General features: G+C 54.1%; 11 protein-coding genes, 4 tRNA genes and 2 rRNA genes (1 of these 17 running past the window's edge). All 17 read left to right on the top strand.

From position 1 onward, the window contains the following. Positions 1 to 1,684, top strand: a 23S ribosomal RNA gene (locus J0G10_RS27825) (it extends 1,210 nt beyond the left edge of the window). A gap of 150 nt (positions 1,685 to 1,834) precedes the next feature. Continuing rightward, a 5S ribosomal RNA gene (rrf, locus tag J0G10_RS27820) occupies positions 1,835 to 1,950 on the top strand. A 133-nt stretch (positions 1,951 to 2,083) separates the two neighbouring features. Continuing rightward, positions 2,084 to 3,037: a bifunctional biotin--[acetyl-CoA-carboxylase] ligase/biotin operon repressor BirA gene (birA, locus tag J0G10_RS27815; protein WP_095048842.1), complete on the top strand. Its 954-nt coding sequence runs from the start codon at positions 2,084 to 2,086 to the stop codon at positions 3,035 to 3,037. Continuing rightward, complete coding sequence (locus tag J0G10_RS27810) at positions 3,027 to 3,779, top strand: pantothenate kinase (RefSeq protein WP_095048841.1); 753 nt, start codon at positions 3,027 to 3,029, stop codon at positions 3,777 to 3,779. Before birA ends, J0G10_RS27810 begins: the two co-directional genes overlap by 11 nt. 7 nt (positions 3,780 to 3,786) lie before the next feature. Next, on the top strand, positions 3,787 to 4,218 hold the full coding sequence (locus J0G10_RS27805) for a hypothetical protein (RefSeq protein WP_095125529.1): 432 nt from the start codon (positions 3,787 to 3,789) through the stop codon (positions 4,216 to 4,218). A 143-nt stretch (positions 4,219 to 4,361) separates the two neighbouring features. Then, positions 4,362 to 4,446: transfer RNA gene (locus J0G10_RS27800), tRNA-Tyr, on the top strand. Between the two features lie 25 nt (positions 4,447 to 4,471). Next, positions 4,472 to 4,545, top strand: a tRNA-Gly gene (locus J0G10_RS27795). 26 nt (positions 4,546 to 4,571) lie between these two features. Next, positions 4,572 to 4,647, top strand: a tRNA-Thr gene (locus J0G10_RS27790). 85 nt (positions 4,648 to 4,732) lie between these two features. Then, entirely contained in the window at positions 4,733 to 5,926 is a 1,194-nt protein-coding gene (gene tuf, locus J0G10_RS27785; protein ID WP_064361246.1) for an elongation factor Tu, read from the top strand. Between the two features lie 53 nt (positions 5,927 to 5,979). Further along, a tRNA-Trp gene (locus J0G10_RS27780) sits at positions 5,980 to 6,055 on the top strand. A gap of 45 nt (positions 6,056 to 6,100) precedes the next feature. Further along, on the top strand, positions 6,101 to 6,469 hold the full coding sequence (gene secE, locus J0G10_RS27775; RefSeq protein WP_009045851.1) for a preprotein translocase subunit SecE: 369 nt from the start codon (positions 6,101 to 6,103) through the stop codon (positions 6,467 to 6,469). Positions 6,470 to 6,478: 9 nt separating this feature from the next. After that, the gene (nusG, locus tag J0G10_RS27770; RefSeq protein WP_007957598.1) at positions 6,479 to 7,012 is read left to right on the top strand and encodes a transcription termination/antitermination protein NusG; all 534 of its coding nucleotides are present in this window, start codon (positions 6,479 to 6,481) and stop codon (positions 7,010 to 7,012) included. Positions 7,013 to 7,129: 117 nt separating this feature from the next. Then, positions 7,130 to 7,561: a 50S ribosomal protein L11 gene (gene rplK, locus J0G10_RS27765; RefSeq protein ID WP_003228756.1), complete on the top strand. Its 432-nt coding sequence runs from the start codon at positions 7,130 to 7,132 to the stop codon at positions 7,559 to 7,561. Further along, on the top strand, positions 7,561 to 8,256 hold the full coding sequence (rplA, locus tag J0G10_RS27760; RefSeq protein ID WP_007916481.1) for a 50S ribosomal protein L1: 696 nt from the start codon (positions 7,561 to 7,563) through the stop codon (positions 8,254 to 8,256). Before rplK ends, rplA begins: the two co-directional genes overlap by 1 nt. A gap of 198 nt (positions 8,257 to 8,454) precedes the next feature. Beyond that, complete coding sequence (gene rplJ, locus J0G10_RS27755; protein ID WP_008081912.1) at positions 8,455 to 8,955, top strand: 50S ribosomal protein L10; 501 nt, start codon at positions 8,455 to 8,457, stop codon at positions 8,953 to 8,955. A 74-nt stretch (positions 8,956 to 9,029) separates the two neighbouring features. Next, positions 9,030 to 9,395, top strand: a complete 366-nt coding sequence (rplL, locus tag J0G10_RS27750; RefSeq protein ID WP_220557070.1) for a 50S ribosomal protein L7/L12 — start codon at positions 9,030 to 9,032, stop codon at positions 9,393 to 9,395. A 221-nt stretch (positions 9,396 to 9,616) separates the two neighbouring features. Further along, positions 9,617 to 13,690, top strand: a complete 4,074-nt coding sequence (gene rpoB / locus J0G10_RS27745) for a DNA-directed RNA polymerase subunit beta (protein WP_064121019.1) — start codon at positions 9,617 to 9,619, stop codon at positions 13,688 to 13,690. The last annotated feature ends 3 nt before the right edge of the window (positions 13,691 to 13,693 follow it).

Here is a 13,693-nt window from a genome sequence, read left to right as displayed (position 1 = left end):
TTGAGAAGCTTGCTGGAGGTATCAGAAGTGCGAATGCTGACATGAGTAACGACAATGGGTGTGAAAAACACCCACGCCGAAAGACCAAGGTTTCCTGCGCAACGTTAATCGACGCAGGGTTAGTCGGTCCCTAAGGCGAGGCTGAAAAGCGTAGTCGATGGAAAACAGGTTAATATTCCTGTACTTCTGGTTATTGCGATGGAGGGACGGAGAAGGCTAGGCCAGCTTGGCGTTGGTTGTCCAAGTTTAAGGTGGTAGGCTGAGATCTTAGGTAAATCCGGGATCTTAAGGCCGAGAGCTGATGACGAGTGTTCTTTTAGAACACGAAGTGGTTGATGCCATGCTTCCAAGAAAAGCTTCTAAGCTTCAGGTAACCAGGAACCGTACCCCAAACCGACACAGGTGGTTGGGTAGAGAATACCAAGGCGCTTGAGAGAACTCGGGTGAAGGAACTAGGCAAAATGGCACCGTAACTTCGGGAGAAGGTGCGCCGGTGAGGGTGAAGGACTTGCTCCGTAAGCTCATGCCGGTCGAAGATACCAGGCCGCTGCGACTGTTTATTAAAAACACAGCACTCTGCAAACACGAAAGTGGACGTATAGGGTGTGACGCCTGCCCGGTGCCGGAAGGTTAATTGATGGGGTTAGCTAACGCGAAGCTCTTGATCGAAGCCCCGGTAAACGGCGGCCGTAACTATAACGGTCCTAAGGTAGCGAAATTCCTTGTCGGGTAAGTTCCGACCTGCACGAATGGCGTAACGATGGCGGCGCTGTCTCCACCCGAGACTCAGTGAAATTGAAATCGCTGTGAAGATGCAGTGTATCCGCGGCTAGACGGAAAGACCCCGTGAACCTTTACTATAGCTTTGCACTGGACTTTGAATTTGCTTGTGTAGGATAGGTGGGAGGCTTTGAAGCGTGGACGCCAGTTCGCGTGGAGCCATCCTTGAAATACCACCCTGGCAACTTTGAGGTTCTAACTCAGGTCCGTTATCCGGATCGAGGACAGTGTATGGTGGGTAGTTTGACTGGGGCGGTCTCCTCCTAAAGAGTAACGGAGGAGTACGAAGGTGCGCTCAGACCGGTCGGAAATCGGTCGTAGAGTATAAAGGCAAAAGCGCGCTTGACTGCGAGACAGACACGTCGAGCAGGTACGAAAGTAGGTCTTAGTGATCCGGTGGTTCTGTATGGAAGGGCCATCGCTCAACGGATAAAAGGTACTCCGGGGATAACAGGCTGATACCGCCCAAGAGTTCATATCGACGGCGGTGTTTGGCACCTCGATGTCGGCTCATCACATCCTGGGGCTGAAGCCGGTCCCAAGGGTATGGCTGTTCGCCATTTAAAGTGGTACGCGAGCTGGGTTTAGAACGTCGTGAGACAGTTCGGTCCCTATCTGCCGTGGACGTTTGAGATTTGAGAGGGGCTGCTCCTAGTACGAGAGGACCGGAGTGGACGAACCTCTGGTGTTCCGGTTGTCACGCCAGTGGCATTGCCGGGTAGCTATGTTCGGGAAAGATAACCGCTGAAAGCATCTAAGCGGGAAACTTGCCTCAAGATGAGATCTCACTGGAACCTTGAGTTCCCTGAAGGGCCGTCGAAGACTACGACGTTGATAGGTTGGGTGTGTAAGCGCTGTGAGGCGTTGAGCTAACCAATACTAATTGCCCGTGAGGCTTGACCATATAACACCCAAGCAATTTGCGTCGAAAGACCAGATTGCGGTGTGTGAAGACGAAACGAACCGAAAGTTCGATGTTCACAAACACCGAAAGCTATCACATACCCAATTTGCTGAAGCGAGGCCATTTGGCCACGACTCAGTACCCGAATTTCTTGACGACCATAGAGCGTTGGAACCACCTGATCCCATCCCGAACTCAGCAGTGAAACGATGCATCGCCGATGGTAGTGTGGGGTTTCCCCATGTGAGAGTAGGTCATCGTCAAGATTAAATTCCGAAACCCCAATTGCGAAAGCAGTTGGGGTTTTGTTTTGCCCGCGGGAAAAGCATCTGCTTGATTTCTATGCAACAGCCCGGCTCATGGATATTATTCGGGCCTCATTGTGAGGGCGAGACCTGCATGTTGACGTTGTTGAACCTCCTGAAAGATGGCCGATTCCATTCTGGTCAGGATCTTGGCGCCGCCTTGGGAATAAGTCGAAGTGCGGTATGGAAACAGCTTCAGCATCTTGAGGCCGAGCTTGGCTTGTCCATTCATAAAGTGCGAGGACGAGGCTATCAATTGGCTGTTCCATTGACGCTGCTCGACTCTCGGGCAATATCGGCAATGGCGCCAGATTGGCCGGTGATGGTCTTGGATTCGGTCGACTCGACAAACGCTGAGGCCTTGCGGGCGATTGGCCAAGGTAGTTTGGCGCCCTTTTTGGTGCTCGCGGAACGCCAGGTCTCTGGTCGTGGGCGAAGAGGTCGCAAGTGGGTAAGTCCCTTTGCAGAGAATCTTTATTACAGCCTTGTCCTGCGTATTGATGGCGGAATGCGCCAGCTCGAGGGCTTGAGTCTTGTTGTTGGGTTGGCTGTCTTGCAGGCTCTGAGAAATTTTGGAGTGTCAGGTGCGGGATTGAAGTGGCCCAACGATGTCTTGGTGGGTAACAAGAAGATTGCCGGCATTCTCCTTGAGCTCGTTGGTGATCCGGCAGACGTTTGCCATGTGGTGCTGGGTATTGGTGTAAATGTGAACATGCAAGTGGCTGATGAAGTTGGCCAGCAATGGACTTCGATTCGGCTTGAGTCAGGTAGAAGTACTGACCGTAACTCCCTGGTGGCTGAGCTTAGTAAGCAGTTAAATGTTTATATCCGGCGCCATCAGGTGGATGGTTTTTCGGCTCTCCAGACGGAATGGGAGGCGAACCATTTGTGGCAGGATCGCTCTGTGTCATTGATTGCGGGTTCCAGTCAGATAGATGGTGTTGTGCTCGGAATCGATAGTCAGGGTGCGCTGCGCCTGAAGGTGGATGGTGTGGAAAAAGTCTTTAGTGGTGGTGAGCTCAGCCTGAGGTTGCGTGATGATTCTTGAGCTCGACTGTGGGAACAGCTTTATTAAGTGGCGAGTACTGAAGGCTGCGCTTGGCTCTCTCTTTTCTGAAGGGGTTGTCGACTCTGATCTCGCATTGCTAGACAGTTTGAAAGCTCTCAATGGGCTTGAGCTTCGTAAGTGCCGCGTGGTCAGTGTCAGGACTGCGGAGGAGACTGATGCCTTGATCGCTATTATCGAGCGTGAGTTTGGTATTTCGGTGGTGTGCGCGAAGCCCGCACGTGAAATGTCCGGTGTCAAAAATGGTTATGAAGAGTACGAGCGCCTAGGGCTGGATCGATGGCTGGCCATGCTTGGCGGGTTTCATCTCGCATCAGGCGGCGCTTGCCTGGTGCTTGATTTCGGTACGGCGGTGACTGCAGATTTTATTGCTGCGGGTGGTGAGCATCTTGGTGGTTTTATTTGCCCCGGAATGCCTTTGATGCGAAATCAGTTACGTACGCATACCCGTAAGATTCGCTATGGAGATCTGGCGGCTGAGCGCGCGCTGTCAAGCAATGCGCCTGGGCGGACCACTGTTGAGGCGGTGGAGCGCGGGTGTTCATTGATGTTGCGAGGTTTCGTATTGACACAGTTGGAACTGGCGCGCTCTTACTGGAGGGAAGACTTCGCAGTCTTTATAACTGGGGGGGATGCTGAATTGGTTGCAGCTGTCGCCCCTGAGGCTCGAGTCGTTCCTGACCTGGTGTTTGTGGGGTTGGCTATGGCGTGTCCTTTTTCCTGAGGTTTGTATGCGTTGGTTGTTCCTCCTGCTTCTTGTTCTTAATGTTTTCTATTATGTCTGGCATCAGCAGGAGGCGCCCTTGCGGGCGAAGGATGTAACGCCTCTCAGTTTGTATCGAGGTTCCCAGCAAGACATTCGTTTGCTCAGCGAAACGACGGGCAATGCTCGGGAGGGGCAGGGGGGGCGTCGGCAAGAGTGTCTGTTCCTTGGTGGTTTCTCTCGACAGGAGTCGATTACAGCGCTCCAGCAGCGTTTGGCTGAAATGGGAGTCGATGTAAAATCTTCGTCGAGGGATGCTTCTGGGGTTGGTTATTGGTTGTCTGTTTCGCCTCAGGGCCAGCGTTTGCTGGGGGACGCCCAGCTCCAAAACCTTTCCAACGAATTCAATGAGTTAAAACATAAAATAATGCTGTGTGAGGGGGTTGCACCTGCTGAATAGTTTGCATAGAATGGCGCCCGCTCCACAGCGAAGACCTAAGTAGGGATTCAAAGTGAAGTGATGTCAACGCAGCTAACCTCAGGTTTTTAAATGAGAAAATGCTTGACAGGGGTTTGGCATAGTATAGAATGCCGGCCTGATTAGGAGGGGTTCCCGAGCGGCCAAAGGGATCAGACTGTAAATCTGACGTCTACGACTTCGAAGGTTCGAATCCTTCTCCCTCCACCAGATTTAAGCGTGAGCTGCAGGCTCCGCGGGTATAGTTTAGTGGTAGAACCTCAGCCTTCCAAGCTGATGATGCGGGTTCGATTCCCGCTACCCGCTCCAAGTTTGCAGGTTGTGCAAAGTGTTTTGCTCTTGTAGCTCAGTTGGTAGAGCACACCCTTGGTAAGGGTGAGGTCAGCGGTTCAAATCCGCTCAAGAGCTCCATATAACAAGGCAGATATGAAAATATCTGCCTTTGTTTTAATGGTTGATATTGTTTGTCTAATTTCTTCTGTTGAGGGTGATATCGATGGCTAAGGAAAAATTTGATCGTTCCCTGCCCCACGTCAACGTTGGGACCATTGGTCACGTTGACCACGGTAAAACCACTCTGACTGCTGCTCTGACTCGCGTTTGCTCCGAAGTTTTCGGTTCCGCAATCGTTGACTTCGACAAGATCGACAGCGCACCAGAAGAAAAAGCTCGCGGTATCACCATCAACACCGCACACGTTGAGTACAACTCGAAGATCCGTCACTACGCTCACGTCGACTGCCCAGGTCACGCTGACTATGTGAAGAACATGATCACCGGTGCTGCTCAAATGGACGGCGCTATTCTGGTTTGCTCGGCCGCTGATGGTCCGATGCCACAAACCCGTGAGCACATCCTGCTGTCCCGTCAGGTAGGCGTTCCGTACATCGTGGTTTTCCTGAACAAGGCTGACCTGGTAGACGACGCTGAGCTGCTGGAACTGGTTGAGATGGAAGTTCGCGACCTGCTGTCCACCTACGACTTCCCGGGCGATGACACTCCAATCATCATCGGTTCGGCTCGTATGGCTCTGGAAGGCAAAGACGACAACGAGATGGGCACCACTGCCGTCAAGAAACTGGTTGAGACTCTGGATGCTTACATCCCAGAACCAGTTCGTATGATCGACAAGCCATTCCTGATGCCAATCGAAGACGTATTCTCGATCTCGGGTCGCGGTACTGTTGTGACTGGTCGTATCGAGCGCGGTATCGTTCGCGTTCAGGATCCGCTGGAAATCGTTGGTCTGCGTGACACCACCGTTACTACTTGCACCGGTGTTGAAATGTTCCGCAAGCTGCTCGACGAAGGTCGTGCTGGCGAGAACTGCGGCGTTCTGCTGCGTGGTACCAAGCGTGACGACGTTGAGCGTGGTCAGGTTCTGGTTAAGCCGGGTTCGGTTAAGCCGCACACCAAGTTCACTGCAGAAGTTTACGTTCTGAGCAAGGAAGAAGGCGGTCGTCACACTCCGTTCTTCAAAGGCTACCGTCCACAGTTCTACTTCCGTACTACTGACGTGACTGGTAACTGCGAGCTGCCAGAAGGCGTTGAAATGGTAATGCCAGGTGACAACATTCAGATGACTGTTACCCTGATCAAAACCATCGCGATGGAAGATGGTCTGCGTTTCGCTATCCGCGAAGGCGGTCGTACCGTCGGCGCTGGCGTCGTAGCTAAAATCATCGAGTAAGTGGTTGTAATGTATTTTTCGGGCCGGCATAATGGTCGGCCTGATTTTGTTTTAGGTCAGTAGCTCAATTGGCAGAGCGACGGTCTCCAAAACCGTAGGTTGGGGGTTCGATTCCCTCCTGACCTGCCAGATTCACTCGGTGTGTCTGGCTTTCTTTTCACAGGATCTTCATAGATGACTCCTAAAGCTGAAGCTCAAGGCTCTCGCTTCGATCTGCTCAAGTGGCTTGTAGTTGTCGCTTTGGTGGTTGTTGGCGTTGTTGGCAATCAGTATTACTCTGCTTCGCCGATCCTGTACCGTGTGCTCGCTTTACTTGCAATTGCTGCTGTAGCTGCCTTTGTAGGCCTGCAGACTGCTAAGGGCAAGTCTTTCTTTGTACTGGTTAAGGAAGCTCGCACCGAGATTCGTAAAGTCGTGTGGCCAACTCGCCAAGAAACCACGCAGACCACCCTTATTGTGGTGGCTGTTGTTCTGGTTATGGCGTTGCTGTTGTGGGGGCTTGATTCCCTGCTCGGCTGGCTTGTTTCCTTGATTGTCGGCTAAGGGTGTCCCGTGGCTAAGCGTTGGTATGTTGTGCATGCTTACTCGGGTTACGAGAAGCATGTGATGCGCTCGCTGATCGAGCGCGTAAAGCTGGCTGGCATGGAAGATGGCTTCGGCGAGATTCTGGTTCCCACTGAAGAAGTGGTTGAAATGCGTAATGGCCAGAAGCGCAAAAGCGAGCGCAAATTCTTTCCAGGCTATGTGCTGGTTCAGATGGATATGAACGAGGGTACTTGGCACTTGGTCAAGGATACTCCTCGGGTGATGGGTTTCATTGGCGGTACCGCTGATAAGCCTGCGCCGATCACCGATAAAGAGGCGGAAGCAATTCTGCGTCGCGTTGCTGATGGTAGCGACAAGCCTAAGCCGAAGACTCTCTTCGAGCCAGGTGAGACGGTGCGAGTCAACGACGGTCCATTCGCTGATTTCAATGGCGTTGTTGAAGAAGTTAACTACGAAAAGAGCCGGATCCAAGTGGCAGTGCTCATTTTCGGTCGCTCTACTCCGGTAGAGTTGGAGTTCAGTCAGGTCGAAAAGGTCTAACTGGACAAGCATCCCAACCCCGCAGCCCTAGGCTGTGGGGTTTTGTCGTCACTGGGATAAACGCGCAAGTAACCGGGGAGCCTTCCGAGGCGTTCGAACCCGTAATTGGAGTGCCTCATGGCCAAGAAAATTACCGCTTACATCAAGCTGCAAGTGAAGGCCGCTCAGGCTAACCCAAGCCCACCTGTTGGTCCTGCTCTGGGTCAGCACGGCGTGAACATCATGGAATTCTGCAAGGCTTTCAACGCCCGTACTCAGGGTCTTGAAGCAGGTCTGCCGACTCCAGTGATCATCACTGTCTACAGCGACCGTAGTTTCACTTTCGAAACCAAATCCACCCCTGCTTCGGTTCTGCTGAAGAAGGCGGCCGGTCTGACCAGCGGTTCCGCTCGTCCGAACACCGTTAAGGTTGGCACTGTTACCCGTGCTCAGCTGGAAGAAATCGCGAAAACCAAAAACGCGGATCTGACTGCAGCTGATATGGATGCAGCCGTGCGTACTATCGCCGGTTCTGCTCGTAGCATGGGCCTTAACGTGGAGGGTGTGTAATGGCTAAGCTGACCAAGCGTCAAAAGGCTATCGCCGGCAAAATCGAAGCAGGCAAGGCCTACAACATTGTAGACGCTGCTGCTCTGCTGGCTGAGCTGTCGACTGTCAAGTTCAGCGAGTCGTTCGACGTTGCTGTAAACCTGGGTGTTGACCCGCGTAAATCCGACCAGGTTGTCCGTAGCGCTACTGTGCTGCCACACGGCACTGGCAAGACCGTTCGCGTTGCTGTGTTCACCCAAGGTCCAGCTGCTGAAGCCGCTCTGGCTGCCGGCGCTGACCGTGTAGGTATGGACGACCTGGCTGCCGAAATGAAAGGCGGCGACCTGAACTATGACGTAGTGATTGCATCCCCGGATGCCATGCGCGTTGTAGGTCAACTGGGTCAGATCCTCGGTCCACGTGGTCTGATGCCTAACCCTAAGGTTGGTACTGTAACTCCAGACGTAGCTACCGCGGTTAAAAACGCTAAAGCTGGTCAGGTTCGTTATCGCACCGACAAAAACGGCATCATTCACACTTCCGTTGGCAAGATGGGCTTCGACGCCGTCAAGCTGAAGGAAAACGTTGAAGCCCTGATCGCTGATCTGAAGCGTATCAAGCCAGCTTCTTCGAAAGGTATCTACGTCAAGCGCGTTACCCTGAGCACCACTATGGGCCCAGGTCTGGTCATCGACCAGAGCTCGCTCGACGCGTAAGACAAAGGTTGGCGCGATGGTTCGTGCCAATTGAAAGATTGGGGTCCCTGCCTGGCGGGGGCTATCCAAGACCGTAGGCGACGCAAGTCTTAAACCATAAGCCTACGCAGATGGTGCTCCCGGTTCCTTACCGAATCAGACACCAAAACGACATTCGGTTCCGATCGAATGAAACGGTAACAAGCAGGAGTTAAACCCGTGGCAATTAATCTCGAAGACAAGAAGGCCATCGTCGCTGAAGTCAACGAGGCTGCCAAAGTCGCTCTGTCCGCTGTCGTGGTTGATGCACGTGGCGTAACAGTAGGCGCAATGACCGGACTCCGTAAAGAGGCTCGTGAAGCTGGCGTTTACGTACGTGTTGTACGTAACACCCTGCTCAAGCGCGCTGTTGCTGACACTCAATACAGTGTCCTCAACGACGTGTTCACCGGCCCGACCCTGATTGCATTCTCGAACGAACATCCGGGTGCTGCTGCCCGTATCTTCAAAGAGTTTGCCAAGGGTCAGGACAAGTTCGAGATCAAGGCAGCTGCGTTCGAGGGCAAGTTCCTCGCAGCTAATCAGATCGACGTACTGGCAACTCTGCCGACCCGTGACGAAGCAATTTCTCAGCTGATGAGCGTGATTCAAGGCGCTACCAGCAAATTGGCTCGTACTCTGGCGGCAATTCGCGACCAGAAAGAAGCTGCCGCAGCCTAAGGCTCGTCAACTTCTCGCGTTTTTTGTTTATTTCGATGGTCGCGTAGGCCGTCCCCCAATTCAGGAATTGAGTCATGTCTCTGACTAACGAACAAATCATCGAAGCAATCGGCCAGAAATCCGTAGTGGAAATCGTTGAGCTGATCAAAGCGATGGAAGAAACCTTCGGTGTTACCGCTGCTGCTGCTTCGGCTGGTCCAGTTGCTGCTGCCGCTGTTGTTGAAGAGCAAACCGAGTTCAACGTTGTTCTGCTGGAAGCTGGCGAGAAGAAGGTTAACGTGATCAAGGCAGTTCGTGAACTGACCGGTCTGGGCCTGAAAGAAGCCAAAGAGAAAGTAGACGGCGCTCCTCAGGTTGTAGCTGAAGGCGTTTCGAAAGAAGCTGCTGAAGACGCCAAGAAGAAGCTGGAAGAAGCAGGCGCTAAAGTCGAACTGAAATAAGTATCGACTTTGCTCCTCCAGCCCGAGCGTCAAGCGACAGGCTGATGGCTGGTGGCTCTTGCCACCGGCCTTTTTCCGTTATTGGCAGCCGACTGGGTCGGTGCTGATAAGGGCGCTGTAACCACCCGATGCGGTGGAGCAAACCATGGGGTTTGCACGATTTTCTGGCTGCTCCCGTCGGGAGGGGCCAAACAAGCAGGTGACCAAGCTGGGGAACGCTGATGGCTTACTCATATACTGAGAAAAAACGTATCCGCAAGGACTTTAGCAAGTTGCCGGACGTCATGGATGTGCCTTACCTCCTGGCCATCCAGCTGGATTCGTATCGTGAATTCTTGCAAGCGGGAGCGACTAAAGATCAGTTCCGCGACGTGGGCCTGCATGCGGCCTTCAAATCCGTTTTCCCGATCATCAGCTACTCCGGCAATGCTGCGCTGGAGTACGTCGGTTATCGCCTGGGCGAACCGGCATTTGATGTCAAAGAATGCGTATTGCGCGGTGTAACTTTCGCCGTACCTTTGCGGGTAAAAGTGCGCCTGATCATTTTCGACAAAGAATCGTCGAACAAAGCGATCAAGGACATCAAAGAGCAAGAAGTCTACATGGGTGAAATCCCCCTGATGACTGAGAACGGTACCTTCGTAATCAACGGTACCGAGCGTGTAATCGTTTCCCAGCTGCACCGTTCCCCGGGCGTGTTCTTCGACCACGACCGCGGCAAGACGCATAGCTCCGGCAAACTGCTGTACTCCGCGCGCATCATTCCTTACCGCGGTTCGTGGCTGGACTTCGAGTTCGACCCGAAAGACTGCGTGTTCGTGCGTATCGACCGTCGTCGCAAGCTGCCGGCATCGGTACTGCTGCGCGCGCTCGGTTACACCACTGAAGAAGTGCTGGACGCGTTCTACACCACCAACGTCTTCAAGCTGAGCGGCGAAACCCTCAGCCTGGAACTGATTGCTTCGCGTCTGCGTGGTGAAATTGCGGTTCTGGACATTCAGGACGAGAAGGGCAAGGTCATTGTTGAAGCGGGCCGCCGTATTACCGCGCGCCACATCAACCAGATCGAAAAAGCCGGCATCAAGACTCTGGAAGTACCTCTGGACTACGTCCTGGGCCGTACTACCGCCAAGGTCATCGTGCACCCGGCTACCGGCGAAATCCTGGCAGAGTGCAACACCGAGCTGAACACTGAAGTCCTGGCAAAAATTGCCAAGGCTGGTGTTGTTCGCATCGAAACGCTGTACACCAACGATATCGACTGCGGTCCGTTCGTCTCCGACACGCTGAAGATCGACTCCACCAGCAACCAATTGGAAGCGCTGGTCGAGATCTATCGCATGATGCGTCCAGGCGAGCCGCCAACCAAAGACGCTGCCGAAACCCTGTTCAACAACCTGTTCTTCAGCCCTGAGCGCTATGACCTGTCTGCGGTCGGCCGGATGAAGTTCAACCGTCGTATCGGTCGTACCGAGATCGAAGGTTCGGGCGTGCTGTGCAAGGAAGACATCGTCGCGGTACTGAAGACTCTGGTCGACATCCGTAACGGTAAAGGCATCGTCGATGACATCGACCACCTGGGTAACCGTCGTGTTCGCTGCGTAGGCGAAATGGCCGAGAACCAGTTCCGCGTTGGCCTGGTACGTGTTGAGCGTGCGGTCAAAGAGCGTCTGTCGATGGCTGAAAGCGAAGGCCTGATGCCGCAAGACCTGATCAACGCCAAGCCAGTGGCTGCGGCGGTGAAAGAGTTCTTCGGTTCCAGCCAGCTCTCGCAGTTCATGGACCAGAACAACCCGCTGTCCGAGATCACCCACAAGCGTCGTGTCTCCGCACTCGGCCCTGGCGGTCTGACTCGTGAGCGCGCAGGCTTTGAAGTCCGTGACGTGCACCCGACTCACTACGGTCGTGTATGCCCGATCGAAACGCCGGAAGGTCCGAACATTGGTCTGATCAACTCCTTGGCTGCTTACGCTCGCACCAACCAGTACGGCTTCCTGGAAAGCCCGTACCGCGTGGTGAAAGAGGGTGTGGTCACCGACGAGATCGTGTTCCTGTCCGCTATTGAAGAAGCCGATCACGTGATCGCGCAGGCTTCGGCGACCATGAACGACCAGAAAGTCCTGATCGACGAGCTGGTAGCCGTACGTCACCTGAACGAATTCACCGTCAAGGCGCCTGAAGAAGTCACCTTGATGGACGTTTCGCCGAAGCAGGTAGTTTCGGTTGCAGCGTCGCTGATCCCGTTCCTCGAGCACGACGACGCCAACCGTGCGTTGATGGGTTCGAACATGCAGCGTCAAGCTGTACCAACCCTGCGCGCTGACAAGCCGCTGGTAGGTACCGGCATGGAGCGTAACGTAGCCCGTGACTCCGGCGTTTGCGTCGTGGCTCGTCGTGGCGGCGTGATCGATTCCGTCGACGCCAGCCGTATCGTGGTTCGTGTTGCTGATGACGAAGTTGAAACCGGCGAAGCTGGTGTCGACATCTACAACCTGACCAAATACACCCGCTCGAACCAGAACACCTGCATCAACCAGCGTCCGCTGGTGAGCAAGGGTGATCGCGTTCAGCGTAGCGACATCATGGCCGACGGCCCGTCCACCGACATGGGTGAACTGGCGCTGGGTCAGAACATGCGCATCGCGTTCATGGCATGGAACGGCTTCAACTTCGAAGACTCCATCTGCCTGTCCGAGCGTGTGGTTCAGGAAGACCGTTTCACCACGATCCACATTCAGGAACTCACCTGTGTGGCCCGTGACACCAAGCTTGGCCCAGAGGAAATCACTGCGGACATCCCTAACGTGGGTGAAGCTGCGCTGAACAAGCTGGACGAAGCCGGTATCGTTTACGTAGGTGCTGAAGTTGGCGCAGGCGACATTCTGGTAGGTAAGGTCACTCCGAAAGGCGAGACCCAACTGACTCCGGAAGAAAAACTGCTGCGTGCAATCTTCGGTGAAAAAGCCAGCGACGTTAAAGACACCTCCCTGCGTGTACCTACCGGTACCAAAGGTACTGTCATCGACGTACAGGTCTTCACCCGCGACGGCGTTGAGCGTGATGCTCGTGCACTGTCGATCGAGAAGTCCCAGCTGGACGAGATCCGCAAGGATCTGAACGAAGAATTCCGTATCGTTGAAGGCGCGACGTTCGAACGTCTGCGTTCCGCTCTGGTAGGCCACAAGGCTGAAGGCGGCGCAGGTCTGAAGAAAGGTCAGGACATCACCGACGAAGTTCTCGACGGTCTTGAGCATGGTCAGTGGTTCAAACTGCGCATGGCTGAAGATGCTCTGAACGAGCAGCTCGAGAAGGCTCAGGCCTACATCGTTGATCGCCGCCGTCTGCTGGACGACAAGTTCGAAGACAAGAAGCGCAAACTGCAGCAGGGCGATGACCTGGCTCCAGGCGTGTTGAAAATCGTCAAGGTTTACCTGGCAATCCGTCGTCGCATCCAGCCGGGCGACAAGATGGCCGGTCGTCACGGTAACAAAGGTGTGGTCTCCGTGATCATGCCGGTTGAAGACATGCCGCACGATGCCAATGGCACCCCGGTCGACGTGGTCCTCAACCCACTGGGCGTACCTTCGCGTATGAACGTTGGTCAGATCCTTGAAACCCACTTGGGCCTCGCGGCCAAAGGTCTGGGTGAGAAGATCAACCGGATGGTCGAAGAGCAGCGTAAAGTCGCTGAACTGCGCACCTTCCTGGACGAGATCTACAACCAGATCGGCGGTCGTAACGAGGATCTGGACAGCTTCTCTGATCAGGAAATCCTAGATCTGGCGAAGAACCTGCGTGGCGGTGTTCCAATGGCCACTCCAGTGTTCGACGGCGCCAAGGAAAGCGAAATCAAGGCCATGCTGAAACTGGCAGACCTGCCGGAAAGCGGCCAGATGCAGCTGACTGACGGCCGTACCGGCAACAAGTTCGAGCGTCCAGTTACCGTTGGCTACATGTACATGCTGAAGCTGAACCACTTGGTAGACGACAAGATGCACGCGCGTTCTACCGGTTCGTACAGCCTGGTTACCCAGCAGCCGCTGGGTGGTAAGGCGCAGTTCGGTGGTCAGCGTTTCGGGGAGATGGAGGTCTGGGCACTGGAAGCATACGGTGCTGCTTACACTCTGCAAGAAATGCTCACAGTGAAGTCGGACGATGTGAACGGCCGTACCAAGATGTACAAAAACATCGTGGATGGCGATCACCGTATGGAGCCGGGCATGCCCGAGTCCTTCAACGTGTTGATCAAGGAAATTCGTTCCCTCGGCATCGATATCGATCTGGAAACCGAATAACAC

Source organism: Pseudomonas germanica (assembly GCF_019614655.1).
GTDB classification, from domain to species: Bacteria; Pseudomonadota; Gammaproteobacteria; order Pseudomonadales; family Pseudomonadaceae; genus Aquipseudomonas; species Aquipseudomonas neuropathica.
This window is presented reverse-complemented; position numbering and strand designations above follow the sequence as displayed.